Here is a 20,451-nt window from a genome sequence, read left to right as displayed (position 1 = left end):
AATGCGAGCTTTTCCCGTGGTGCGATACTTGGCGACATGTCCCGAGTCCTGTTGATCGAAGATCACCAGACGGTGCGTGACGGGCTCCAGCTGGCGCTGACGCGACAGGGACACACGGTGGTGGCCGTGGCGACCGGCGAGCAGGGGCTGGAGCGGCTGCACGCGGCCCCGTCCGACGTCGTGATCCTCGATCTCATGCTGCCCGGGATGGACGGGTTCGAGGTGTGCCGTCGGATCCGGGCCCTCGGCGACCTGCCGATCATCATGCTCACCGCCCGCAACGACGACATGGACGTGGTGGCCGGCCTGGAGGCGGGCGCCGACGACTACGTGGTCAAGCCGGTGCAGGCCCGGGTGCTCGAGGCGCGGATTCGCGCGGTGCTGCGGCGGACCAGCGGTGAGTCGCGGCGGGCCGGCGGCGAGAAGTCCGGCCCGGAACAGCACGCTGTCCTGACCATCGACCGGGAAGCGCTGGTGGTCAGCAAGGCCGGGGTCCCGGTCAGCCTCGCGCCGACCGAGCTGCGCCTGCTGCTCGAACTCTCGCACACCCCGGGCCGGGTGCTCAGTCGCCAGCAACTGCTGGAGGCCGTGTGGGAGCACGGCTACCTCGGCGACTCGCGGCTGGTGGACGCCTGCGTGCAGCGGCTGCGCGCGAAGATCGAGGACGATTCGTCGGCGCCGGTCTTCGTCCAGACGGTGCGCGGCTTCGGATACCGGTTCGGTCCGCTGTGAGCGGTTGGCGCCGCGCCGCCGCCCGGGCCTCGGGCCTGCGGCTCCGGCTGCTGCTGGCCTTCGCGCTGCTCGGGCTCACCACCACGGCGGTGGTCGCCAGCGGCAGCTACTTCCAGGCCCGGCGGGTCATCCTGCAACAGGCGCAGGACGCCGCGGTGGTGTCACTGACCAACGAACTCGCGACGATCTACCCACTCCACAAGCTTCCGCCCACCCAGCGCGACCTCGACATGCTCGCTCAGCGTCTCTCCGGCCGGGACGGCTACGCGGTGGTCTTCTACCACGACCTGCGAGCGCAGGGCCTGACAGTGGCGGACCCGCTCACCCCGGAGCTGCGGCAGGCGGTCCGGAACGGCCGTGTCGCCTGGCAACGGGTCTCCCGCGACGGAGAGCCCGTTCTGCTCATCGGCACCCAGCTGCGAATCGACCGGTCGGGCGGCGCGTCCAGGCCGTCCGGGATCGAGGTCTACACCGTGCGCAGCCTGGTTCCGGAGCAGCAGAGCATCGACCGGCTCGCCACCCTGGCCTGGGTGACCGGTGGGCTCTCCCTGGCCCTCGCCGTGCTGCTGGCCCTGCTCGCCGCCCGCGGCGTGCTGCGGCCCGTACGCGAGCTGGGTCGGGCGGCGCAGCGGCTCGGCGAGGGCGACCTGACCACCCGGCTGACCGTGCGGGGCAGCGACGAGCTGGCCGACGTGGCACGGACCTTCAACGACACCGCCGGAACGCTCGAGAGGCAGGTCGGTGAGCTGCGTCGAATGGAAGCCGACGCCCGGCGCTTCGTGGCCGACGTGTCGCACGAACTGCGTACGCCGCTGGCCGCGATGACGGCCGTCACCGATGTCCTGGACGAGGAGGCCGACCGGCTGCCCGGGGATGCCGGTCGGGCCGCCCGGCTGGTCAGTGAGGAGACGCAGAACCTGACCCGGTTGGTCAACGACCTCATCGAGGTCAGCAGGTTCGACTCCGGCACGGCGCGACTCGCCCTCGACGACATCGACGTGGCCGCGGCGGTGACCGCGACCCTGCGGGCACGGGGCTGGATCGACCGGGTGCACGCGGAGCTACCACCGGGGATCATCGCCCGGCTGGATCCGCGTCGGCTGGACGTGATCGTCGCCAACCTGGTCGGCAACGCGTTCCGGCACGGCGCGGTACCGGTGACGGTGCGGCTGCACGCCGAGCCGGACTGGATCGTCATCGAGGTCGCCGACCACGGGCCGGGGTTGGACCCTGACGTGCTGCCGCATGTCTTCGACCGGTTCTACAAGGCGGAAACCGCGCGGACCCGCTCCGAGGGCAGCGGTCTGGGCCTCGCCATCGCGTGGGAGAACGCGCGGCTGCACCGGTCCGCCGGGCAGCGGGGCAGCCTCGTCGCCGGTAACGCGTCGACCGGCGGTGCGGTGTTCACGCTCCGCCTGCCACGCGCGGCGGCGGACCAGGCGGCCACCGGAGGCGTACGGTGACCGGCCGGCGGGCGACCCGGGCGCTGCTCGCCGGCGGCGCCCTGCTCGCCCTGCTGTCGGCCAGTTGCGGGGTCCGGCCCAGCGGGGTCATCAACGGCGGCCCCGCACCGGTCGGGCAGTCCGCCGGGGTGGGCGTCTACCTGGTCCGGCACGGCGAGCTGGAGCTGACGATGCGCCAGAGCGGGGCGCAACCCGCGCCCGCCGAGACGCTCAAGTTGCTCGTGGCCGGTCCGGACGAGGCCGAGCGGGACCAGGGGTTCACCAGTGAGGTCCCGGCCGACCTCCTCCCGGTCGCCGCGGTGACGGCGACGACCGATCCGCCCGGCCTCGCGGTGACGATGTCCGGCGCGGTGACCACGCTGTCGGCGACCGCGGTAGACCAGATCGTCTGTACGGTGACCGACGCCGTGGCGGCCAACGGTCAGGGCGCGGTGTACTCCCCGGTGACCCTCATCGGGCCCGACGGGACCCGAGGGCCCCGGCGCTGCCCGATAAAGTGACCGGTCGGCGCCGGCCGCGCTCGGCCAGCGCGCCGCTGATCAGGATGTCGAGCAGGGCGGCGAACTCGACGCCGGCCTGCTGCCAGATCCGCGGATACTGCGATGCACTGGTGAACCCGGGGAAGGTGTTGACCTCGTTGACGATCGGCTCGGGAGATCCCGCCGCGGGCAGGAAGAAGTCGATCCGGAGCAGCCCGCGGCAGTCCAGGGCGTGAAAGGCACGGACCGCCCGGTCCTGCAGCAGTTCGGTGGTGGCGGGACCGAGCGGGGCGGGGATGTGGAACACCGCCCCGCCGTCGTACTTGGCGTCGTAGTCGAAGAAGTCACCGCCGGTCACGCTGATCTCCAGGGGCGGCCCGGCCTCCACCCGGCCGTCGGGGTGCTGCAGGACCGCCACGTCGATCTCGCGTCCGATCGCCGCCTTCTCGACCAAGACCTTCGGGTCGAGAACCCGGGCCTGGCGCAGGGCCGTGGGCAGCTGCGCCCAGTCGTCCACTCTGGTGACGCCGAGGCTGGAGCCGGCCCGGGCGGGTTTGACGAAGACCGGCAGGCCCAGCCGTTGCCGGTCGGCCGGGGTGACGTCCTCGCCGGCTCGCAGGGTCACGCCGGGGCTGACCCGCAGGCCCTCGGCGGCGAGGAGCTTCTTGGTGACGGCCTTGTCCATGCCGGCCGCGCTGGCGAAGACCCCGTTGCCGACGTACGGCACGCGGAGCCATTCCAGCAGCGAGGCGACCGTGCCGTCCTCGCCGTACGGGCCGTGCAGGGCCGGGAAGACCACGTCCTGGGCGCCCAGCACCCGCATCGCCGGGGCGAGCGGTGTGGCGCGGCCGTCGACCTGCCACCCGCCGTCGAGGCCGATGAGCACCTCGGTCACCTCGTAGCGGTCGCGGTCCAGCCCGGCGAGGATGCTCGCCGCCGATCGGCGCGACACCTCGTGCTCGCCGCTCTGCCCGCCGTAGAGCACAGCCAGTCGGGTTCTCATCAGGTCTCCGCCTTCTCGTGAAGATGTACGCGGGCCACCCGGGCCCCGACGCCCGTCAAGATCTCGTGCGGGTTGGTGCCCGCCCACCGCGCCCACTCGGCGACCGTCGGCGCAGCGTGGCCATCCTGCTCGGGGGCGAACACCACGACCGGGTCGCCGACCGACACGGGCAGGTCGCCGACGTCGACCACGCACTGGTCCATGGCGATGCGGCCGACGACCGGGCACCGCCGGCCGGCGAGCCACACCTCGGCGCGGCCCTGCGCGGCCCGGGGCAGGCCGTCGGCGAAGCCCAGCGGCAGCAGGGCCAGCGTCGTCGGACTCCCGGTGACGTACTCGGGTCCGTAGGAGACGCCGGTGCCGGCCGCCACCCGCTTGACGTTGACCACGCTGGACCGCAGCGTCATCGCGCCCCGCAGCCCGAACTCACCGGGCCCGGTCGCGCCGAACGGGTCCACTCCGTACAGGGCCACCCCGATCCGGCAGAGGTCGAAGCGGGCCGCCGGCGCGCGGAGCGCTGCCGCCGAGTTGGCCAGGTGGACGAGGTCGGGGTCGAGGCCGGCGCGCCGGGCGAGCCGCAGCGCCTCCTCGAAGGCCACCACCTGCCGGGCCAGCGCGGGGCTCCCCGGTACGTCCGCGTCGACCAGGTGCGACCACACCCCGCGGACCCGGACCCCCGCGTCCCGTTCGTACTTGCGGGCCCAGCCGACCAGTTCGGGCCAGTCGTGCTCGCCGGCCCCGTTGCGGGACAGCCCGGTGTCGACCTTGAGCTGCACCGTCGCGGGCACACCGAGTCGGTGGGCCGCGTCGGCGACCGCGTGCAGGTGGGTCGTCGTCGACACGCCGACGTCGACGTCGGCGGCGACCAGCGCGCGGAAGTCCTCGTCGGGGTGGTGCAGCCAGCTCAGCGTCGGTGCGGCGATGCCTGCCGCGCGCAGGGACAGCGCCTCGGCCGCCGAGGTCACCCCCAACCAGCCGGCGCCGGCGTCCAGCGCGGCCCGGGCGACCATCGGCGCGCCGTGGCCGAAGCCGTCCGCCTTGACCACGGCCATCAGTTCGGTACCGGCCACCGCGGCGATCGTCCGCACATTGCCCGCGACCGCCTCGAGGTCGACCACCGCCTCGGCCAACGCGGTCATCGGGCCGCCGCCACGGGCCGTGGGTTCGACCGGCGTACGCCGGGAAGGTCGAACAGCCACGGCGCGGGGACCGCCGTCAACCCGCGGTGGATGGCCAGGCTCAAGCCGAGCACCAGCCCGGTCAGCACCGCCGGGTATCCGACCGCGACCAGGAGCTGGCCGGTCCGGTCGAGCCCGGAGAGCGGCCCGAGGAGCAGCCCGTGCAGCAGGGCCAGGACCGGCATGTGGATGACGTACACGGGCAGGGTGTTGCGGCCGAGCGTGGCGAGCGGCCGGCTGAGGGCGGGCCACCGGGCCAACCGGGCGGCGGCGGTGATGCCGAAGGCGACCGCCACGACGGAGACCAACGGCCACACGCCGAGCGACTGCTGGGCGCCGGTCGCGGCCGTCGCGGCGAGGGCGAGGGTGTAGGCGGCGGTGGTCAGCAGGAGCCGGCGCCGGGTCGCGGTGGCCGCCCACCGTTCGATCTGTGGTCGCAGGTAGAGGCCGGCGAGGAAGAAGACCAGGTTCTGGTAGAAGCCGGCACGGTTGCCGGGGGTGGCGAGCAGGCCGGCGGCGGCGACGGCGGAGAGGGCCGCGGCGGGGGCGAGGACCAGCGGGCGGGGGACCCGGCGTACGGCCTTGGCGACGGTGAAGTAGAGCGCCAGGGCGTACAGGTACCAGAGGTTGGAGGGGGTGATGGTGAGCTGTTCCAGCAGGCCGAGGGGGGACGTGGCGCGGTCTGTCGGGAAGTTTGGGGCCGCGGCGAGGATCGCGGTGTGGATCAGCAGCCAGGCGGCGTACAGGTAGAGGAACTTGGCGATCCGGTTCCGGGCGACGACCCGCCAGGGACGCTGGACGGCGTTCGCCGCGAAGAGGCCGGAGATGACGAAGAAGAGCGGCATCCTCAGCGGCAGGAACTGCTCGCCCAGCGCGCCCCACAGCCCGGGCACCGGTACGCCGAGGTGCCAGTCGATCTGCAGGTAGTGCTTGACGACGACGTGCCACCCGACGACGAGGATGATGCAGAGGCCCTTCGCGGCATCGGCCCACTGGGCTCGCTGCGGCTGCCCCTGGACCGGGCCCGACACGGCCCGCTGTCTGCGGTGGCGGAACCGGACGCGTGGCGCCTCGGGTGCCTGCTCGGCGGGCCGTGCGGCGAGGGTTGACGGCTGTCGGATCACCCCTCAGAAGTTGTCAGCCGCATGTCCGCACCCGATCCACGAATTGTCACGGGCCGGTAATGGACCTGGCCGGCCGGGTCAGGGTGGACTGTCACCTCGCCAGCAGTGACCATAGGTAGCTGTTCGGATGCGATGAGCTACGCCGGGGGGCTCGTGCTTCCCCGGCCCCTACCGCCCCACGAGCGACGACCGACGCACCGCGTCCTGAGGAGGCACGTCCGTGACCGGAGCCGGTACCCAGACGCAGTCGACCCCGACGGAGCGGCCCGGTGCGGCGCCGGCCAGTGGCCCTGGGCGGCCGCCCCGGTTACCTGTTCACGAGACTGCGCAGCGCCCCGACCGCCGCCCGGTCGCTGACCTCGGCGTAGATCTTCTTGTCGGGATAGACCATGACGACGGACGGGCACGCCTGGTCGTCGCCCTTCAGGGCCTTGTCGAGCAGCTTGCGGCCGGTCGCCACCTCGTACACCCGAAGGCGCCACCCCGCCCGCAGCAGCGTCACCGTCTCCGGCTTCGGGTCGTCGTACTTGCAGCGGCGGATCGTCGAGCCGGTGCTGACCCGATCCAGGCAGGCGACCATCTGCACGTTCTTCGGGTTCTCCGACGCCCAGGTCTGCTCTGCCCGCTTCGACAGGCCCTCGGAGTAGTAATAGGTGCCGTCCTGGAAACGGATGTCCCCGCCGCCCATGCCGTCCGCGACGAGCAGGACCACCGGGTGCGGCGCCTTGCCGGCGCGCTTCGGTGACTGCGGGTAGTAGACGTCCTCGTCACAGACCCGGTTCAGGTCACGGATCTCCGTGGCGGCGTCCGCGCTGGCCGCCGGCCCCTTCGGCGCGGGCGGCTCGCTCTCGGCGGGCTCGGCGCTGGCGGTCGGGCCACCGCCGGTCGTGGGAGACAGCGGGGCCTCGGACACCGGGCTGGACGCGGCGGTCTTCGCGGAGCGCAGCAGCAGGAAGCCGCCGCCAACGCCGATGCCGGCCAGCAGCAGCACCGCCGCCACGGTCACCGCGGCGATGAGCGCGGTGTTGTAGCGGCGGGTGGGCGACGGCGGGGCGGTGGCCCACGGGACGCTCGCCGGTGCGGGACCGGGAGTCGCGCCCGGGGTGGGAGCCGGCTGCGGGTTCGGCACGGAACCGGGCGTCGACGCCTCGGGGACGGGTGCCGCCGCCGGCACCGGTACGGGGTCCGGCGTCGGGGTCGCGCCAGGTTCACTCCCGGTGCCGGTCATGCTGGTGTCCTCTTCTCGATCAAGGGGGAGCGCGACTGTATCAAGTCCGAGCAGCGAGAACTGACCCGTTATCGGGGCTCGGCGGCCGTCCGCCGGGCGGACGGTCCGGTTGCTGGTGTCCACAATGGACGGTTTCGGGGCGAGCGCCGGACAAGCGAGGCGAGCAGGCGCGCCTCGGCGTGTCAGGATGTCGTTCCGTGAACCTCGATGAGCTCGCCCGCCAGGTCCATGCCACGTCCCGGTTGACGGGTCGCTTCGTCCTCCGCTCGGGGCGGGTGGCCGACGAGTACTTCGACAAGTACCAGTTCGAGGCGGATCCGGTGCTGCTCGACGCACTGGCCGGGCGGATGGCGGCCCTGGTGCCGTCCGACACGCAGGTGCTCGCCGGGCTCGAGATGGGTGGCATCGCGGTGGTGACGGCCCTCGGTCGGCACACCGGCCTGCCGTGCGCGTTCGTCCGCAAGGCGGCGAAGCCCTACGGCACGGCACGGCTGGCCGAGGGCGCGGACGTGGCCGGGCGCCGGGTGCTGGTCGTCGAGGACGTGGTGACCTCGGGCGGCCAGGTGGTGATCTCGACTGGGGAGCTGCGGCGTCTCGGCGCCCGGGTCGACGCGGCCCTCTGCGTGATCGACCGGCAGGAGGGCGGGGCCGCGGCCCTGGCGGCGGCGGGCATCTCCCTGCGGGCCCTGCTCACCCGGGCCGATCTCACCGCCCACGCCGAGCATCCGACGGCCTGAGGCGCGGGTCGACGGCCGGGCCTGACTGCTGATCCAACCTGCAACCAAAGGTTGCGCATCGCGGCATGACTGCGGTAGCTTTACGCAACCAAAGGTTGCGAAAGGTTGGTCAACATGGAGCACGGATCCATCGAGCGCGACATCCACGTCGACGCCTCGCCCGAGGTGGTCTTCGAGGTGGTCAGTCGGCCCGAGCACATGCGGGAGTGGTGGCCCGACGACGCGCGGTTCGAGCCGGTCGTGGGCGCGCCCGGGGAGCTCGTGTGGCGCGACGCGGCCACCGGCGAGACCACGAGCGTCGCCCTCGCCGTCGTCGAGGTCGACCCGCCGAAGCGGTTCTCCTTCCGGTGGTGCTACTCGGAGCCGGACCGGAGCGGGCACTCGTTGCTCGTCACCTTCGACCTGGTCCCCGCCGGCGCGGGGACCAGGATCCGGATGACCGAGACCGGGTTCCGGGAGATGGGCTGGGAGATCGCTCGCCTCGAGGAGCAGTACCGAGACCACGAGAGCGGCTGGGAGCACTACATGGGCGAACTGGGCGGGTACGTCGCGCGGCTGGTCGCCACCTCATGAGCACGGCGGTCGACGATGACCTCTGGTCGGCGATCGGCGACCCCATCCGGCGCACGATGATCGACCTGCTGCTGGCCGGGGGACCGGGCACGGCCACGTCCCTGAGCGAGCGACTACCCGTCACCCGCCAGGCCGTCTCGAAGCATCTTGCCGTCCTGGACCGGGTCGGTCTGGTGCACGCCGCGCCGGCCGGTCGCGAGCGTCACTACCAGGTCGACGAGGCGCAGCTCGCCCGCGCCGTAGCCCAGTTGTCGGCGGTCGGCGCCACGTGGGACGCCCGACTGCGCCGGATCAAGCGGATCGCCGAGGCGATCGAACGCGACCGGACCAACAGCGAAGGAGAATGAGATGGTCGACATCCTGCACCGGGTCGGCGTCGTCGCTCCGCTCGACGACGTCTATCGAGCAGTGGCAACTCCCGAGGGCATCGCCGGCTGGTGGACGACCGACACGGTGGGCAGGAGCGAGGTCGGCGGGCGGCTGGCCTTCCGGTTCGGCGACCTCGGTGGCTTCGACATGGAGGTCCTCGAGCTGGACCCCGCCGGCCACGTGCGGTGGCGGGTCACCGACGGCCCCGGGGAGTGGATCGGGACCGAGATCGACTGGCGTCTCGACCAGCGTGACGAGTACACGGTCGTCCAGTTCAAGCACGAGGGCTGGCGCGAGCCGGTCGAGTTCATGCGGCACTGCAGCACGAAGTGGGCGACGTTCCTGATGAGTCTCAAGGAGCTGGTGGAGACCGGGCGCGGCAGGCCGGCGCCCGACGACGTCAAGATCGGCGACTGGCACTGACCTCCACTGTGTCCGTTCGTCGGCTCGTCCGGCGGCGGCTGCGGGTTTGGCCGACGGGACTCGGGGCAACGTATCCACTGGACAGTCAGACGCAGGGAGGAGCCGGCGATGGCCAAGGGCGACGTCGAGACGTACCAGCAGGACGGGCAGTGGAAGAACCGGCCCGAGGGCAACGAGCGGGCCAGCAGCACCCACGACGGCAAGGCGGACGCGCAGGCCCACGGTCGTGAGATGGCGGCCGACCGGGGCGTCGAGCACGTGATCAAGAAGCAGGACGGCACGATCGGGGAGAAGAACACCTACCCGCGCAGCCGCGACCCGCGAGACATCGAGGGCTGAGACCCTCCTGCTCACTGACCTCTTCGGCCCGCGCGCCGGAGAGGTCAGTTGGCGTTCCGGACCGGCCGCGCCGGGCGAGCGGGCCCGGCAGGGCGACGCGCAGGACCATGGTTGGCAGACGGCGATCGACCTCCCCGGGGCAGGCCGGGGAGGTCGATCATCGATCAGGGCGGACCGCGTCAGGCAGCCGGAACGGGGAACCGCTCCCACACCCGGTGGGCGGCCATCAGCTGGTGAACCGCGGTGAGGACGTCGCTGCCGGAGTCACCGGCGACGACGCCCGGCGTACCGGCCACCCCCGCCCGCTCCAGCACGGTCACCCCGGCACCCCAGGCGCCGATCGCCTTGGCGTGCCGCCAGCACTCCTCGACCAGGAGCAGGACGCGGGGATCCACCGCCGGTGAATTCGCCGCGCCCGCCTTCTCGTCGCGCGCGGGCGTCGCATCCGGTGCCGGCGCCGGTGCCGCGGCCAGCAGGAGCGCGTCGAACTCGACGGACCGGCCGGTGGCGAAGGTCCGCTGCACGGGCAGGTCACCGACCATGCCACCGTGCGGGGCGACCAGGAGCGGCACCATGCCGGCGGCGAAGACCGCACGGCGCACCTCGCTGACGCCGTCGAGGTCGGCGTCGGCGTCGACGACGATGCCGACGACCCGACCGTCGGACGGCCACTCCCGGCCGAGCTGCGACAGCGCCGGGCTGGGCGCGGCGTCGGCCAGCGGCACGGTCGGCTCCGGCGCGGGCAGGCCCAGGCCGGTGGCGACCTGCGCGCAGAGCACCGGGTCGATGTTGGCCAGGCACTGCAACTGACGTTCCTTGATCGCCTGGTGGTAGCACTTGCCGAGTTCGAAGGTGTAGGCGCGGATGATGTGCTCCCGCTCGACCGGCGACATGCTCTGCCAGAAGAGCCGGGCCTGGCTGAAGTGGTCGTCGAACGAGGCCGGGTTGGCGCGGATCTTCGGTGCCTCCGCCACCTTCACCGGCAGGTCGGCGAACGCGTTGTCGCCGTCGCCGGCCGGGAACGGGTTGCCGCCGTCGAGCGAGTTCGGCCGGTAGGGCGCGACGCCCGCGTGGACGGCGTGCTGGTGGAAGCCGTCGCGGAGCATGTCGTTGACCGGGGCGTGCGGGCGGTTGATCGGGATCTGCGAGAAGTTCGGCCCGCCCAGCCGGGTGAGCTGCGTGTCGACGTACGAGAAGAGCCGGCCCTGCAGCAACGGGTCGTTCGTGACGTCGATCCCCGGGGGCAGATGGCCGAGGTGGAACGCGACCTGCTCGGTCTCGGCGAAGAAGTTCGTCGGCGTACGGTTGAGCGTCAACCTGCCGACCGGCTGCACCGCGGCCAGCTCCTCCGGCACGATCTTCGTCGGGTCGAGCAGGTCGATCCCGGCGAAGGTCTCCTCCGGAGTGTCGGGGAAGACCTGGATGCCGAGCTCCCACTCGGGGAACGCGCCGGCCTCGATCGCGTCGTAGAGGTCGCGGCGGTGGAAGTCCGGGTCCATGCCGCCGAGCATCTGCGCCTCCTCCCAGGTCAGGGAGTGCACGCCCAGCTTGGGCTTCCAGTGGAACTTGGCCAGCACCGTCTCTCCGGCGTCGTTGACGAGCCGGAAGGTGTGCACTCCGAAGCCCTCCATCGTCCGGTACGAACGCGGGATGCCGCGGTCGGACATGTTCCACATCGTGTGGTGCTGCGCCTCGGTGTGCAGGGAGACGAAGTCCCAGAAGGTGTCGTGCGCGCTCTGAGCCTGCGGGATCTCCCGGTCCGGATGGGGCTTGGCGGCGTGGATGATGTCGGGAAACTTGATGGCGTCCTGGATGAAGAAGACCGGCATGTTGTTGCCCACGAGGTCGAAGGTGCCCTCGTCGGTGTAGAACTTCGTCGCGAAGCCACGGGTGTCGCGGACGGTGTCGGCCGACCCACGCGAGCCGAGGACGGTGGAGAACCGGACGAAGACCTCCGTCTCCCTGCCCTTCTTCAGGAAGCCCGCCTTCGTGACGGTCTCGCCGGTGCCGTAGCTGGTGAACACGCCGTGCGCTCCGGCGCCACGCGCGTGCACCACGCGCTCGGGGATGCGCTCGTGGTCGAAGTGGGTGATCTTCTCGCGCAGGTGGTGGTCCTGGAGCAGGACCGGTCCGCGTGGCCCGGCCTTGAGCGAGTGGTCGGTGTCGCGTAGCCGGGCCCCCTGCGAGGTGGTGAGGAAGGCGCCCTGCTGACCGTTCGCGGTGGTGGGCGCGCCGGTCTCCGCTCCGGTCGGCGTCCGCGTCTGCGGAGCGCCCTGCTCCTCCTTCGGCGGCAACGGGTCGTGTGGTGCGGTCGGCTCATCGAGGCTCGGCGGGGCGCTGCCGGGTGCGCCGGGAACCTCCGGGGTCAGGGCATCGGCCACCTTCCCCGCGGCGTTCTCCACGACATCCTTGATGGCCTTGGCGGGCTTGCTGGAATCCACGGGTCGATCCCTCCACGGTGCGACTACGAGCAGGCCCAGAAGGCCCTACCCTGAGCCGGACCGGCGAAACGGGTGGATCCGGCGTTACGCCCTATTCGTCGCGGAGGCGTCGGCGGACCGACGCTGACCCGCCGCGACGGTTAGTCGCCTCGGGCGGCTCCGGCCCCGCGGCCCGCCACGACCGCGCGGGGCGGCGTGCGAGCTGCGGGGCCGCCACGCTCGGCGGTTCAGCGATCGAGCAGCTCCGCCACAACCCGGTTGAACTCCGCCGGCTCCTCCACGTGCCCGAAGTGCCCGCTCTGCTTGAGCACCACCAGGCGCGAGTCCTTGATGCCCTCGTGCAGTTGTTCGGCCCACCGGACGCCGCAGATGAAGTCGTGCGCCCCCACGATCACCACGGTCGGCACGACGATCTCGTCGAGGCGGTTCCGCACGTCGAACGGCGTCGGGTCCTGCGCCCCGGCCGGCTCCGCCCAGACCCGCACCGCCGCCTGGAACGGGGCGAACTCGTCGCGCCGGCCCCAGAAGTCCGCGAAGTAGACCGGCACGGCGGCGCGTAGGCCGGCGGTCAGGGTCTCGTCGTCGGTGGCGGTCACGGCCTGCTGGAACGCGGCCGGGATCGCGGCGGCCTCCGGCTGGTCCGGGTACCGCTGCGGGTACGCGGCCAGGCCCGCCATCGCCTCGCCCCAGAACTCGGCGCCGGTGACCGGGGAGGTGTCGTACAGCGCGAGACCGGCGACCCGGTCCGGATGGTCCAACGCGTACCGCTGGACCACGAAACCGCCGTGCGAGTGCCCGAGCAGGTAGACCCGGGGCGCGCCGAGGTGGTCGACGACGGCGTCGAGGAACCGGACGTACGTGTCGAGCCGGTAGTCGGCCCGGTCGGCGAGCCGCCCCGAGGCGCCGGTGCCGACCGGCTCGACGTAGACCATCGTGAAGTGCTCTTCGAGGCCGGACATCCGCAGGTAGGCCCATTCGATGCCGGGGCCGCCGGAGTGCACCACGCACACCGGGCCGGTGCCGGCGACGTGGTAGACCTGCCGAACGTCGCCGACGGTGAACTCGTGCACACCCGAGGCGAGCGCGTCGGCGTCGTGGCTGGTGGAACCCATTGACTATCTCCCGATCCGTTGCCCCGCGCGGCGCCTGTCCGCGCGGGTGACTGGCGATGACAGGGACCGGATGCGTCGCAGGCGCGGAAAGTTCGCTCGCCGCGAGGGTTTTTTCAGGCGGCCGGACGGGCGACCGCCCGCGGCGGCGCCGGGTGGAAGAGGGTGAGCTGCCGGACCCGCCCCTCCCGCAACACCTGCAACCAGAGCGCGCCGGGCGGGCAGTGGCCCGGGTCGTCGGGCGGGCTGATCAGGTCGGTCTCCCAGATCAACACGTCGCGGCTGGCCACCACGTTGCGCAGCCGCTGGCGTACCCCGTCCGTCAGGTCCTTCTCCATGCCGCGCAGGGCGAAGTCGGTGCCGCCGCGCAGCCCGGCCGCCGGCACGATCATCTCGGCGTCGGGGCACCAGTTCTCGCGTACCACCCGGTCGAACTCGCCGCGCATGGCCGCGCCGAGCATGTCGCGGCCCTCATCCCACCGGGCCTCGGCCGCCGCCGCCGTGTCGGCGTGCGCCGCTGTCGCCGTCGCCCGCAGGCCGCCGGCGAGCGCGCGGCGGGCGTGGCTGAGGCGGCTGCGGACGGTGCCCACCGGCACCCCGCACACCGCGGCGATCTGCTCGTAGGAGGAGGCGTCGCTGAAGTGGCGCAGCAGGGTGACCAGCCGGTCGGGCTCGGAGAGCTCTCCGATGGCGTGCCACACCCAGTCGCGCAGCGCGCCCCGGTCGAGCGCCTCCTCGGGGGTGGGGGTGCCGGCGGGTCCGGCGAACCATTCCGGGTCGGCGACCGGGAGTGCCCGGGGCCCGCGCAGCGACATCCGGGCGTTGTTGCGGACGACGGCCTTCAGCCACGGGCCGATCGCCGTCGGATCGCGGAGCTCGCCGATCCGGCGCAGCGCGGCCACCATCGCGTCCTGCACCGCGTCGTCGGCGTCCGGACCGTAGCCGAGCAGGCTCAGCGCGACCGCCCGCATCTCGGCCTCGTGTCGCGCCAGCAGCACGCCGAGCGCCGCCGCGTCGCCCGCCTGCGCGAGCAGGACGAGATCAGCGTCGCCTTCCGCCACGCCCATGGTTCTCTCTACCCGTTCCCGATCGACATGCCCCCGGACTGCGTCGACCGGTTCCCGATCGTCCGGTCGACGGCGTCGCCCGTGGAAGGGTACGTCGGGGGCGACCCGGCGGCGGGCGGTCGGGTCAGAGCGCCGGGTGGCAGATCAAGCGGGGATCACGTACGGGAAGGTGTCGGAACGCGCGTCCTTGGTCGTTTCCGAGGTGAGGCCGGAGGTGATCGCGGTGTTCAGCACCATGGAGAACATCACCTCGGGCGGGTTGTCGGCCATGGTGCGCCCGTTGCGGACCGCGAAGCCGTAGTTCGCCGGCGTCCCGACCTGGTACGACAGCAGGTCCGGGTAGACCTGCCGGGCCACGCTCCAGCCGTACGCGTCCGGGTCCGTCGCGGTCCCGTTCGCGGCGACCACCCGGGCCACCGTCGCGGCGATCCCCTGGGCGTCCGCTCGCAGGTCGTCGCAGGGGTGCCGGACGTTGGCCGGGTCGGAGAAGTCGGTGTCGGTCGGCCAGAAGATGGGCCACATCATCGGGTGCCCGGCCCGGTTGATCTGCCGCCACCCGCCCGCGTCCGTGGCCAGCATGGTGCGGCACCAGACGCCGATCTGGATGCCGTCGCGCAGCATCGGCTCGTCCCGCGAGATCTCCAACACGATCGACTCGACCGTGGTGCCGGCGAAGCTGTTCTTCGCCTTCTCCGGTCGCCATTTCGAACGGTCGAGCTTGGCCCCGTCCTTGAACGCGGCGTTGACGGTCGCCAGCTGGTCGAGGTCGATGTAGAAGGGGTCGTTGATCCGCCCGGCCCAGACGCGCAGGTTGGTGCCCTCCGCCATCTCGCCGGTCCGCCCCTGCAGGAGCATCGTGCCCGTCGCGCCGTCGTCGCGCGCCTCCGCGGCGGTGAGCGCGTGCACGGTCAGTGACTGCTGCCCCGAGCCGTCCGGCTCGCCGAAGGCGACCCGGTAGGTCAGCTCCTCCAGCTCGGCGCCGTTGAAGTGAATCTTGAACTCGTACCGCGCTTCGTGGTGGAAGCCGCGCTTGATGTCCGCCTTCGTCACCGAGCTGTTGACGTCCATGACGAGCACCGTGCCGCGTTCGCCCTCGAACACGAACAGGTCGTCAATGAAGAGCTGGCCGCTCTTTGCGGCGAGGGGGGTGTCGAGATGGTGCGACATCTGGCCACTCCAGGCTGTTCCCGGCTTTTCGGACTATCCGAACATAGCGGCTCGCCCCGCCGCGCTCGCATCGTTGGCCGAATTCCGCCCCCCGCCCCGCGGGCGACCGTTGGCCCGATCCCGCCGAGGGTCTGGTCAGACGTCCACGGTCAGGTGGACCAGCACCACGTCGCCGACCTCGAGCCCTTCGGCCCGGCGTACCGACGTCCGCAGCGGCACGACGTACCGCCCGTCCTTCGGGTACAGCGACGTCTGCCATCCGGTGTCCCCGATCCGGGCGGCGACCGGAATCATGCCCCAGCCGTACGTCACCGACCCGGACGCGGCTTCCAGCTCACCGCTCTGCGACTCGGGGACGGTGACGAAGTGCCACGGCGCCGGCCCCCGCCAGAACCAGATCTCGCCGCTGAACTCCAGCTCCATCCGGTCAGGATAGGAGGCGGCCGTCGGTGCCGGTCGATGTGCTCCGGTCCGCCGGCCTCTCTCCGACGACGAGATCGGGGCGCGTCACCCGGTGATCTTCGTCGGGCCACCTCCGGAGCCCCGGTCGTCCAGCACCAGCGGGGCGCGCCCGCCCACCGCGTACCGGATGTGGGTGACCTGCGGTGTGGGGATGACGCGGGTCGGCGTCAGCTCGATCGCCTCCTTCTCGCCCAGATCGAGGTCGGCGTCGAGGAGCCGCAGACCCGTGCCGAGCACGACCGGTACGACGTGCAGCTCCAGTTCGTCCAACAGGCCCGCCTTCAGCACCTGGCGGACCAGGCTGCCGCCGCCGGCCACGGCGACGTCCCGGTCGCCCGCGGCGGCGCGCGCCTGCTCGACGGCGCTGGCCACGCCGTCGGTGACGTAGGTGAAGCTGGTGCCGCCCGCGCGCAGCAGCGGCTGGCGGGGGCGGTGCGTGACGACGAAGACCGGCGCGCGGAACGGCGGCTCCTCGCCCCAGGGCACCTCGCCCCCGTCGGCCATCCGCCGCCCCATCACGTACGCACCGGCCGCGCCGAACGACTCGGCGACCACGTCGGAGTTCGTGTCCCGCTCTCCGCCGGCGAAGCCCTGCCGCTCGCGCCACGCCATCGCGTGCGTGACCCAGCGGGTGATCCGGAAGAATCCGGCGCTCTCGGCCGACTGCATCCAGTCGCCGTCCCCGGTGTGCCGTGGGCCGGCGTAGAACCCGTCCACCGACACCGACAGCTGTGCGGTCACCTTCGTCATCTCGGATCGTTCCCCTCGGTCGGGCGGCACCCGGCCGGGTGCCCGCTCACCGGGTGGTCGGCGCTGGCCGGGGGATGCCGACAGGAGATTGATGTGACGGCGGTCACATCATCCGACGCGGCTAGGCCAGGCGCCGGGCCAGATAGACGACGTCCGGCTCGCCGCGGGTGACCGTGACCGGGTGGGTGGTGACCGGGCCGATCACCGCCGCGAGCCGGGCGGCGTACGCCGGCGCCGCCGCCGCGCTCCAGATGGCCAGCACGCCACCGTCGCGGAGACGGTCGCGCAGCAGGGCGGTGCCGTCCTCGTCGTACAGCGCGTCGTTCTGCTGGAACACCGTCCAGTCCGGGCCGTTGTCGGTGTCGAGGCAGATCGCGTCGAAGAGTTCGGGGGTGTGCCGCAGCCAGGTCACCAGATCCTCGTTGACCACCCGTACCCGGGGGTCGTCGAGCGCGTTCGCGCTGAAGGCGGCGAGTTCGCACCGGTGCCAGTCGATGATCGTTTTCTCGATCTCCAGCACCACGATCTCCGCGGGCAGCGCGGACGCGGCCGCCTCGGCCAGCGAGAAGCCCACCCCGAGCCCGCCGATCAGCAGCCGGGCACCGGGCCGTAGTAGGCGCAGCGCTTCCCGTACGAGCAGTCGCTCCGACGCGCCGGCGCGGGTGTCCATGAGGAACACCCCGTTGCTGATGATCTCGTAGTGGCCGGCGCTCTCCCGAAGGACCAGCTCGCCACGCGTGGTGAGCGCGCGATCGACCACGGTAGCCGCTTCCCCCATCGCGCCAACGTACGTCAGCCCGGGGCGAGGTGGCACGGGGTTTCCCGGGCTCACTCGCGGTCGTGCTCAGTCCGGTGTCTCGCGTCGGGTCAGGCGGATCTCCTCGATGTCCAGTCGGCTCTGCACCTGGCGCAGCACGTCGTCGTCGATGCGCCGCTCGTCGCGGAGTGCAACCACGGTGGCGCGCTTGTGCGCCAGCACGGCCAGGCGCAGCGCGGTGTACTGCTCGTCATACCGCAGCGCCGGCTCGTCGTCGGCCTCGCCGCGGGTGGCGCGCAGCAAACGCAGGCGCTTGTCGAACTCGCGGCGCAGCCGGTCGACGACCTGCGGATCGGTGTCGAGGTCGGCGGCGAGTTGCGGCAGCGCGGCGAGCGCGGACTCGGTGGCGACCCGGTCGGCCAGGTGCCGCTCCTGCTCCGTGGCGGCGTCCTGGGGCAGCCGGGCCCAACGGACCACGCCCGGCAGCGCCAGGCCCTGGAGCACCAGCGTCGCCACGATCACCCCGGCGGTCACGAACACGATCGTGTCGCGGTCGGGAAAGGGTGCCCCGGAGCCGAGGGCCTGCGGTACCGCGAGCGCGGCGGCCAGCGACACCGCGCCCCGGAACCCGGCGAGCCCGCTGACCACCCGGGCGCGCGCGCCGACCCGGCGCAGCCGCTGCTGCGGTCGCCGGTCCAGCAGGCGGATCAGGTACGGCGTGGTGAAGTGCCAGGCGAAACGGGTGCCGATGACCGTGGCCGAGACGGCGGCGACCGCGACCAGCCCGCGGGTCAGGTCGAAGCTGGTCAGGCCGCGGACCGCCGACTGCACCTCCAGGCCGACGAGGACGAAGAGCGCACCGTTGATCATGAATGCGGAGAGCGACCAGAAGCCCTGCCCCTGCTGGCGGGTGTCCGCGCGCACCTCGCGTGGTCCGGCCTGGCTCAGCCAGAGCCCGCTGACCACCACGGCCACCACGCCGGAGGCGTGGATCGACTCGGCGGCCAGGAAGGCGCCGAACGGGGTCAACAGGGTGATCAGGTTGTCGTGCAGCGGGTCGTCCAGATAGCGGCGGATCCGCACCAGGAGCCAGGCGCTCGCCGCGCCGACCAGCGCTCCGCCGCCGTACGCGAGCAGGAAGAGCCAGCTGACGTGCGGCGGGCTCAGCTGCTCCTGGCCCACGGTGATGCCGACGGCCAGCCCGTAGATGACCAGGGCGGTCCCGTCGTTGACCAGGCTCTCGGCCCGCAGCACGGTGACCGTGCTCCGGGGCAGCGCACGGGCGAGCACCGTGACCGCCGTCGCGTCGGTCGGTGCCACGGCCGCGCCGAGCACCCACGCCGGCCCCCACGGCAGCCCGAGCGCGTGCGCGGTCGCCGCGACCGCCCCGGCCGTCGCGATCACCAGCAGGGTGCTCATCAGCACGATCACCCGTAGGTTGTTGCGGATCTCCCGCAGCGAGGTGCTCAGGCTCTCCCAGAACAGCAGGGCGGGCAGGAAGAGCAGCAGCACGATCTCGGGAGGCAGATGCACCTCGCGTAGCGCGGGCACGAACCCGAGCAGCACACCGCAACCGAGCAGCAGCACCGGCGGGGCGACCCGCAGGCGTCGGGCCAGCACGCTGGACACCAGCAGCGCCAGACCGATGACCACGACGAGTTCGAGACCGAGCAGGACCTACCTCCACGGGGCGGCGGACCCCACCATCATCGCCGGTGTTGATCGGGCACGGTGCCGATCGGGCACGGCGCCGGCCAGCCAGGTTGTCGCCGGCGCCCCCGGCGGGACTAGCGGGCCGGGAACCGCAGGATGCGGTCGTCGCCTTCGCGGACGTCACCCCGGCCGTCCGTGTTGGAGGTGGTGACCCAGAGCGCCCCGTCCGGCGCGACCTGCACCGTACGCAGCCGCCCGTAGCGCTCCGCGAGCTGCGCCGACGGATCACCGACCCGGTCGCCGTCGAGCGGAACGGTCCAGAGTCGCTCGCCGCGCAGGGCCGCCACGTACGCCGTGTCGCCCGCGATGGCGATGCCCGACGGCGAGGCCTCCCGGACCGGCCAGGTGACCAGCGGATTGGTGTACCGCCCGCCGTCCGTGTCGCCCTTGCCCTCCACCCGGGGCCAGCCGTAGTTGCGGCCCGGCTCGATGCGGTTCACCTCGTCCAGCTCGTTCTGCCCGAACTCGGTGGCGAAGAGCCGGCCCGTCGAGTCCCAGGCCAGGCCCTGCACGTTGCGGTGCCCGAGGCTGTAGACCGGCGACCCGGCGGTCGGGTTCCCCGGTGCCGGAGCGCCGTCCGGCGTCAGGCGCAGGATCTTGCCGTTGGGGCTGGCGGGATCCTGGGAGCGGTCGGTCTCACCGGCGTCCCCGGTGCCGACGTAGAGCATCCCGTCGGGGCCGAACGCGATGCGTCCGCCGTTGTGGAATCCGGCCTTGGCGATGCCGTCGAAAATCACCTCGGGCTGCCCACCGTCCAGGCGAAACCGGACGATGCGGTTGTCCCGCTCGGCGGTGAAGTAGGCGTAGACCAGGTTGTCCGTGGCGAAGCCCGGCGAGACGGCGAGCCCGAGCAGCCCGCCCTCACCCCCCGCCGCCACGCCTGACACCTGGTGCACCTGCCGGGGCGCCGCACCGCCGAGCGCCAGCCGCAGCACCCGGCCGGTCTCCCGCTCGGCGATCAGGGCGTCACCACCGGGCAGGAAGGCCAACCCCCAGGGCACGTCGACGCCCTGTGCGACCTGCTCGCCCGCGTCGAGGTCGGGCTTCCCGGCCGGGGCGCTGGCCGCGTTGCTGGTGGCGGGGCCGGTCGGGGAGGACGGAGCCGGGTCGCCACCGTCGCATCCGGCGGCGGCGCCCACCGTGAGCAGCGCGGCACATGCCCAACGCCAACGGTTGCCTGCCCTGATGCCTGCCATGCTCATCCTCCGAAGCTGATGGGTGGGGTCGGTCCCGGCTCGCGCGATCCGTCCGTTGCCCCGTCTAGATTGCCCGACGTTGATCGGTGCCGCCGAGCGCCGGCGACGCCAAGATCCGCGCAACATCCCGTTGGTTGCTGC

The 20,451-nt window shown here is 72.5% G+C and carries 21 protein-coding genes; 8 read left to right on the top strand and 13 right to left on the bottom strand.

Features of this window, described 5'->3' with window-relative positions:
- Positions 1-36: 36 nt before the first annotated feature.
- Genes ACIP9D_RS25025 through ACIP9D_RS25015 form a run of 3 tightly spaced genes read left to right on the top strand, consistent with a single transcriptional unit; the run spans position 37 to position 2,695 of the window.
- Positions 37-732, top strand: a complete 696-nt coding sequence (locus tag ACIP9D_RS25025) for a response regulator transcription factor (protein WP_350873298.1) — start codon at positions 37-39, stop codon at positions 730-732.
- Positions 729-2,195 (top strand): HAMP domain-containing sensor histidine kinase, encoded by a 1,467-nt coding sequence (locus ACIP9D_RS25020; RefSeq protein ID WP_350873297.1) that lies wholly within the window; start codon positions 729-731, stop codon positions 2,193-2,195. The genes ACIP9D_RS25025 and ACIP9D_RS25020 overlap by 4 nt, the downstream gene beginning before the upstream one ends.
- The gene (locus ACIP9D_RS25015; protein ID WP_350873295.1) at positions 2,192-2,695 is read left to right on the top strand and encodes a hypothetical protein; all 504 of its coding nucleotides are present in this window, start codon (positions 2,192-2,194) and stop codon (positions 2,693-2,695) included. The genes ACIP9D_RS25020 and ACIP9D_RS25015 overlap by 4 nt, the downstream gene beginning before the upstream one ends.
- Here the strand turns inward: ACIP9D_RS25015 and ACIP9D_RS25010 are convergent.
- The 4 genes from ACIP9D_RS25010 to ACIP9D_RS24995 form a co-directional block, all read right to left on the bottom strand.
- Positions 2,646-3,677, bottom strand: a complete 1,032-nt coding sequence (locus ACIP9D_RS25010) for a D-alanine--D-alanine ligase family protein (RefSeq protein WP_350873294.1) — start codon at positions 3,675-3,677, stop codon at positions 2,646-2,648. The genes ACIP9D_RS25015 and ACIP9D_RS25010 overlap by 50 nt on opposite strands.
- Positions 3,677-4,816, bottom strand: coding sequence for an alanine racemase (gene alr, locus ACIP9D_RS25005; RefSeq protein WP_350873293.1), 1,140 nt, complete (start codon positions 4,814-4,816; stop codon positions 3,677-3,679). Before alr ends, ACIP9D_RS25010 begins: the two co-directional genes overlap by 1 nt.
- Positions 4,813-5,886 carry an acyltransferase gene (locus tag ACIP9D_RS25000; RefSeq protein WP_350873291.1) on the bottom strand — a complete coding sequence of 358 codons (1,074 nt, stop codon included), beginning with the start codon at positions 5,884-5,886 and terminating at the stop codon, positions 4,813-4,815. The genes alr and ACIP9D_RS25000 overlap by 4 nt, the downstream gene beginning before the upstream one ends.
- A gap of 400 nt (positions 5,887-6,286) precedes the next feature.
- The gene (locus ACIP9D_RS24995) at positions 6,287-7,207 is read right to left on the bottom strand and encodes a hypothetical protein (RefSeq protein WP_350873290.1); all 921 of its coding nucleotides are present in this window, start codon (positions 7,205-7,207) and stop codon (positions 6,287-6,289) included.
- A gap of 197 nt (positions 7,208-7,404) precedes the next feature.
- Here ACIP9D_RS24995 and ACIP9D_RS24990 point away from each other — a divergent pair, with 197 nt between their 5' ends.
- The 5 genes from ACIP9D_RS24990 (at position 7,405) to ACIP9D_RS24970 (ending at position 9,648) form a co-directional block, all read left to right on the top strand.
- Positions 7,405-7,944: a phosphoribosyltransferase family protein gene (locus ACIP9D_RS24990; protein WP_350873289.1), complete on the top strand. Its 540-nt coding sequence runs from the start codon at positions 7,405-7,407 to the stop codon at positions 7,942-7,944.
- A 114-nt stretch (positions 7,945-8,058) separates the two neighbouring features.
- Complete coding sequence (locus ACIP9D_RS24985; protein WP_350873288.1) at positions 8,059-8,517, top strand: SRPBCC family protein; 459 nt, start codon at positions 8,059-8,061, stop codon at positions 8,515-8,517.
- Positions 8,514-8,864, top strand: a complete 351-nt coding sequence (locus ACIP9D_RS24980; RefSeq protein ID WP_350873287.1) for a metalloregulator ArsR/SmtB family transcription factor — start codon at positions 8,514-8,516, stop codon at positions 8,862-8,864. The genes ACIP9D_RS24985 and ACIP9D_RS24980 overlap by 4 nt, the downstream gene beginning before the upstream one ends.
- A 1-nt stretch (position 8,865) precedes the next feature.
- Entirely contained in the window at positions 8,866-9,309 is a 444-nt protein-coding gene (locus tag ACIP9D_RS24975; RefSeq protein ID WP_350873286.1) for an SRPBCC domain-containing protein, read from the top strand.
- Between the two features lie 108 nt (positions 9,310-9,417).
- Positions 9,418-9,648, top strand: a complete 231-nt coding sequence (locus ACIP9D_RS24970; RefSeq protein ID WP_350873285.1) for a DUF2188 domain-containing protein — start codon at positions 9,418-9,420, stop codon at positions 9,646-9,648.
- A gap of 179 nt (positions 9,649-9,827) precedes the next feature.
- On the opposite strand, the gene ACIP9D_RS24965 is transcribed toward ACIP9D_RS24970, so the two are convergent.
- The 9 genes from ACIP9D_RS24965 to ACIP9D_RS24925 all read right to left on the bottom strand — a co-directional run bounded on the left by ACIP9D_RS24965 (position 9,828) and on the right by ACIP9D_RS24925 (position 20,310).
- A complete protein-coding gene (locus ACIP9D_RS24965; RefSeq protein WP_350873284.1) occupies positions 9,828-12,089 on the bottom strand; it encodes a catalase in 2,262 nt (753 codons plus the stop codon).
- 227 nt (positions 12,090-12,316) lie between these two features.
- Positions 12,317-13,201, bottom strand: a complete 885-nt coding sequence (locus ACIP9D_RS24960; protein ID WP_350873283.1) for an alpha/beta hydrolase — start codon at positions 13,199-13,201, stop codon at positions 12,317-12,319.
- Between the two features lie 113 nt (positions 13,202-13,314).
- Positions 13,315-14,265 (bottom strand): sigma-70 family RNA polymerase sigma factor, encoded by a 951-nt coding sequence (locus tag ACIP9D_RS24955; protein ID WP_350873282.1) that lies wholly within the window; start codon positions 14,263-14,265, stop codon positions 13,315-13,317.
- Between the two features lie 144 nt (positions 14,266-14,409).
- Entirely contained in the window at positions 14,410-15,432 is a 1,023-nt protein-coding gene (locus ACIP9D_RS24950; RefSeq protein ID WP_350873281.1) for a DUF4331 family protein, read from the bottom strand.
- A 135-nt stretch (positions 15,433-15,567) separates the two neighbouring features.
- Positions 15,568-15,855, bottom strand: a complete 288-nt coding sequence (locus ACIP9D_RS24945; RefSeq protein ID WP_350873280.1) for a DUF1905 domain-containing protein — start codon at positions 15,853-15,855, stop codon at positions 15,568-15,570.
- Between the two features lie 84 nt (positions 15,856-15,939).
- On the bottom strand, positions 15,940-16,644 hold the full coding sequence (locus tag ACIP9D_RS24940) for a dihydrofolate reductase family protein (protein WP_350873279.1): 705 nt from the start codon (positions 16,642-16,644) through the stop codon (positions 15,940-15,942).
- A 121-nt stretch (positions 16,645-16,765) separates the two neighbouring features.
- Positions 16,766-17,422: a spermidine synthase gene (locus tag ACIP9D_RS24935; protein ID WP_350873278.1), complete on the bottom strand. Its 657-nt coding sequence runs from the start codon at positions 17,420-17,422 to the stop codon at positions 16,766-16,768.
- Positions 17,423-17,488: 66 nt separating this feature from the next.
- Positions 17,489-19,054 carry a Na+/H+ antiporter gene (locus ACIP9D_RS24930; protein ID WP_350873277.1) on the bottom strand — a complete coding sequence of 522 codons (1,566 nt, stop codon included), beginning with the start codon at positions 19,052-19,054 and terminating at the stop codon, positions 17,489-17,491.
- 134 nt (positions 19,055-19,188) lie between these two features.
- Positions 19,189-20,310, bottom strand: coding sequence for a PQQ-dependent sugar dehydrogenase (locus ACIP9D_RS24925; protein ID WP_350873276.1), 1,122 nt, complete (start codon positions 20,308-20,310; stop codon positions 19,189-19,191).
- Positions 20,311-20,451: the final 141 nt, after the last annotated feature.

Source organism: Micromonospora sp. NPDC093243 (genome assembly GCF_044753725.1).
GTDB lineage: Bacteria > Actinomycetota > Actinomycetes > Mycobacteriales > Micromonosporaceae > Micromonospora.
Note: the sequence above shows the minus strand (reverse complement) of the source record. Positions and strands in the feature narration are given on the sequence as shown.

Bases quoted from the DNA above. Each gene is read 5' to 3' on its own strand.
- alr (WP_350873293.1), bottom strand. From the start codon at position 4,816: ATGACCGCGTTGGCCGAGGCGGTGGTCGACCTCGAGGCGGTCGCGGGC.
- ACIP9D_RS24985 (WP_350873288.1), top strand. From the start codon at position 8,059: ATGGAGCACGGATCCATCGAGCGCGACATCCACGTCGACGCCTCGCCC.
- ACIP9D_RS24980 (WP_350873287.1), top strand. From the start codon at position 8,514: ATGAGCACGGCGGTCGACGATGACCTCTGGTCGGCGATCGGCGACCCC.
- ACIP9D_RS24940 (WP_350873279.1), bottom strand. From the start codon at position 16,644: ATGACGAAGGTGACCGCACAGCTGTCGGTGTCGGTGGACGGGTTCTAC.
- ACIP9D_RS24960 (WP_350873283.1), bottom strand. From the start codon at position 13,201: ATGGGTTCCACCAGCCACGACGCCGACGCGCTCGCCTCGGGTGTGCAC.
- ACIP9D_RS24995 (WP_350873290.1), bottom strand. From the start codon at position 7,207: ATGACCGGCACCGGGAGTGAACCTGGCGCGACCCCGACGCCGGACCCC.
- ACIP9D_RS25025 (WP_350873298.1), top strand. From the start codon at position 37: ATGTCCCGAGTCCTGTTGATCGAAGATCACCAGACGGTGCGTGACGGG.
- ACIP9D_RS24935 (WP_350873278.1), bottom strand. From the start codon at position 17,422: ATGGGGGAAGCGGCTACCGTGGTCGATCGCGCGCTCACCACGCGTGGC.
- ACIP9D_RS24970 (WP_350873285.1), top strand. From the start codon at position 9,418: ATGGCCAAGGGCGACGTCGAGACGTACCAGCAGGACGGGCAGTGGAAG.
- ACIP9D_RS24955 (WP_350873282.1), bottom strand. From the start codon at position 14,265: ATGGGCGTGGCGGAAGGCGACGCTGATCTCGTCCTGCTCGCGCAGGCG.
- ACIP9D_RS24950 (WP_350873281.1), bottom strand. From the start codon at position 15,432: ATGTCGCACCATCTCGACACCCCCCTCGCCGCAAAGAGCGGCCAGCTC.
- ACIP9D_RS25010 (WP_350873294.1), bottom strand. From the start codon at position 3,677: ATGAGAACCCGACTGGCTGTGCTCTACGGCGGGCAGAGCGGCGAGCAC.
- ACIP9D_RS24945 (WP_350873280.1), bottom strand. From the start codon at position 15,855: ATGGAGCTGGAGTTCAGCGGCGAGATCTGGTTCTGGCGGGGGCCGGCG.
- ACIP9D_RS24975 (WP_350873286.1), top strand. From the start codon at position 8,866: ATGGTCGACATCCTGCACCGGGTCGGCGTCGTCGCTCCGCTCGACGAC.
- ACIP9D_RS24925 (WP_350873276.1), bottom strand. From the start codon at position 20,310: ATGGCAGGCATCAGGGCAGGCAACCGTTGGCGTTGGGCATGTGCCGCG.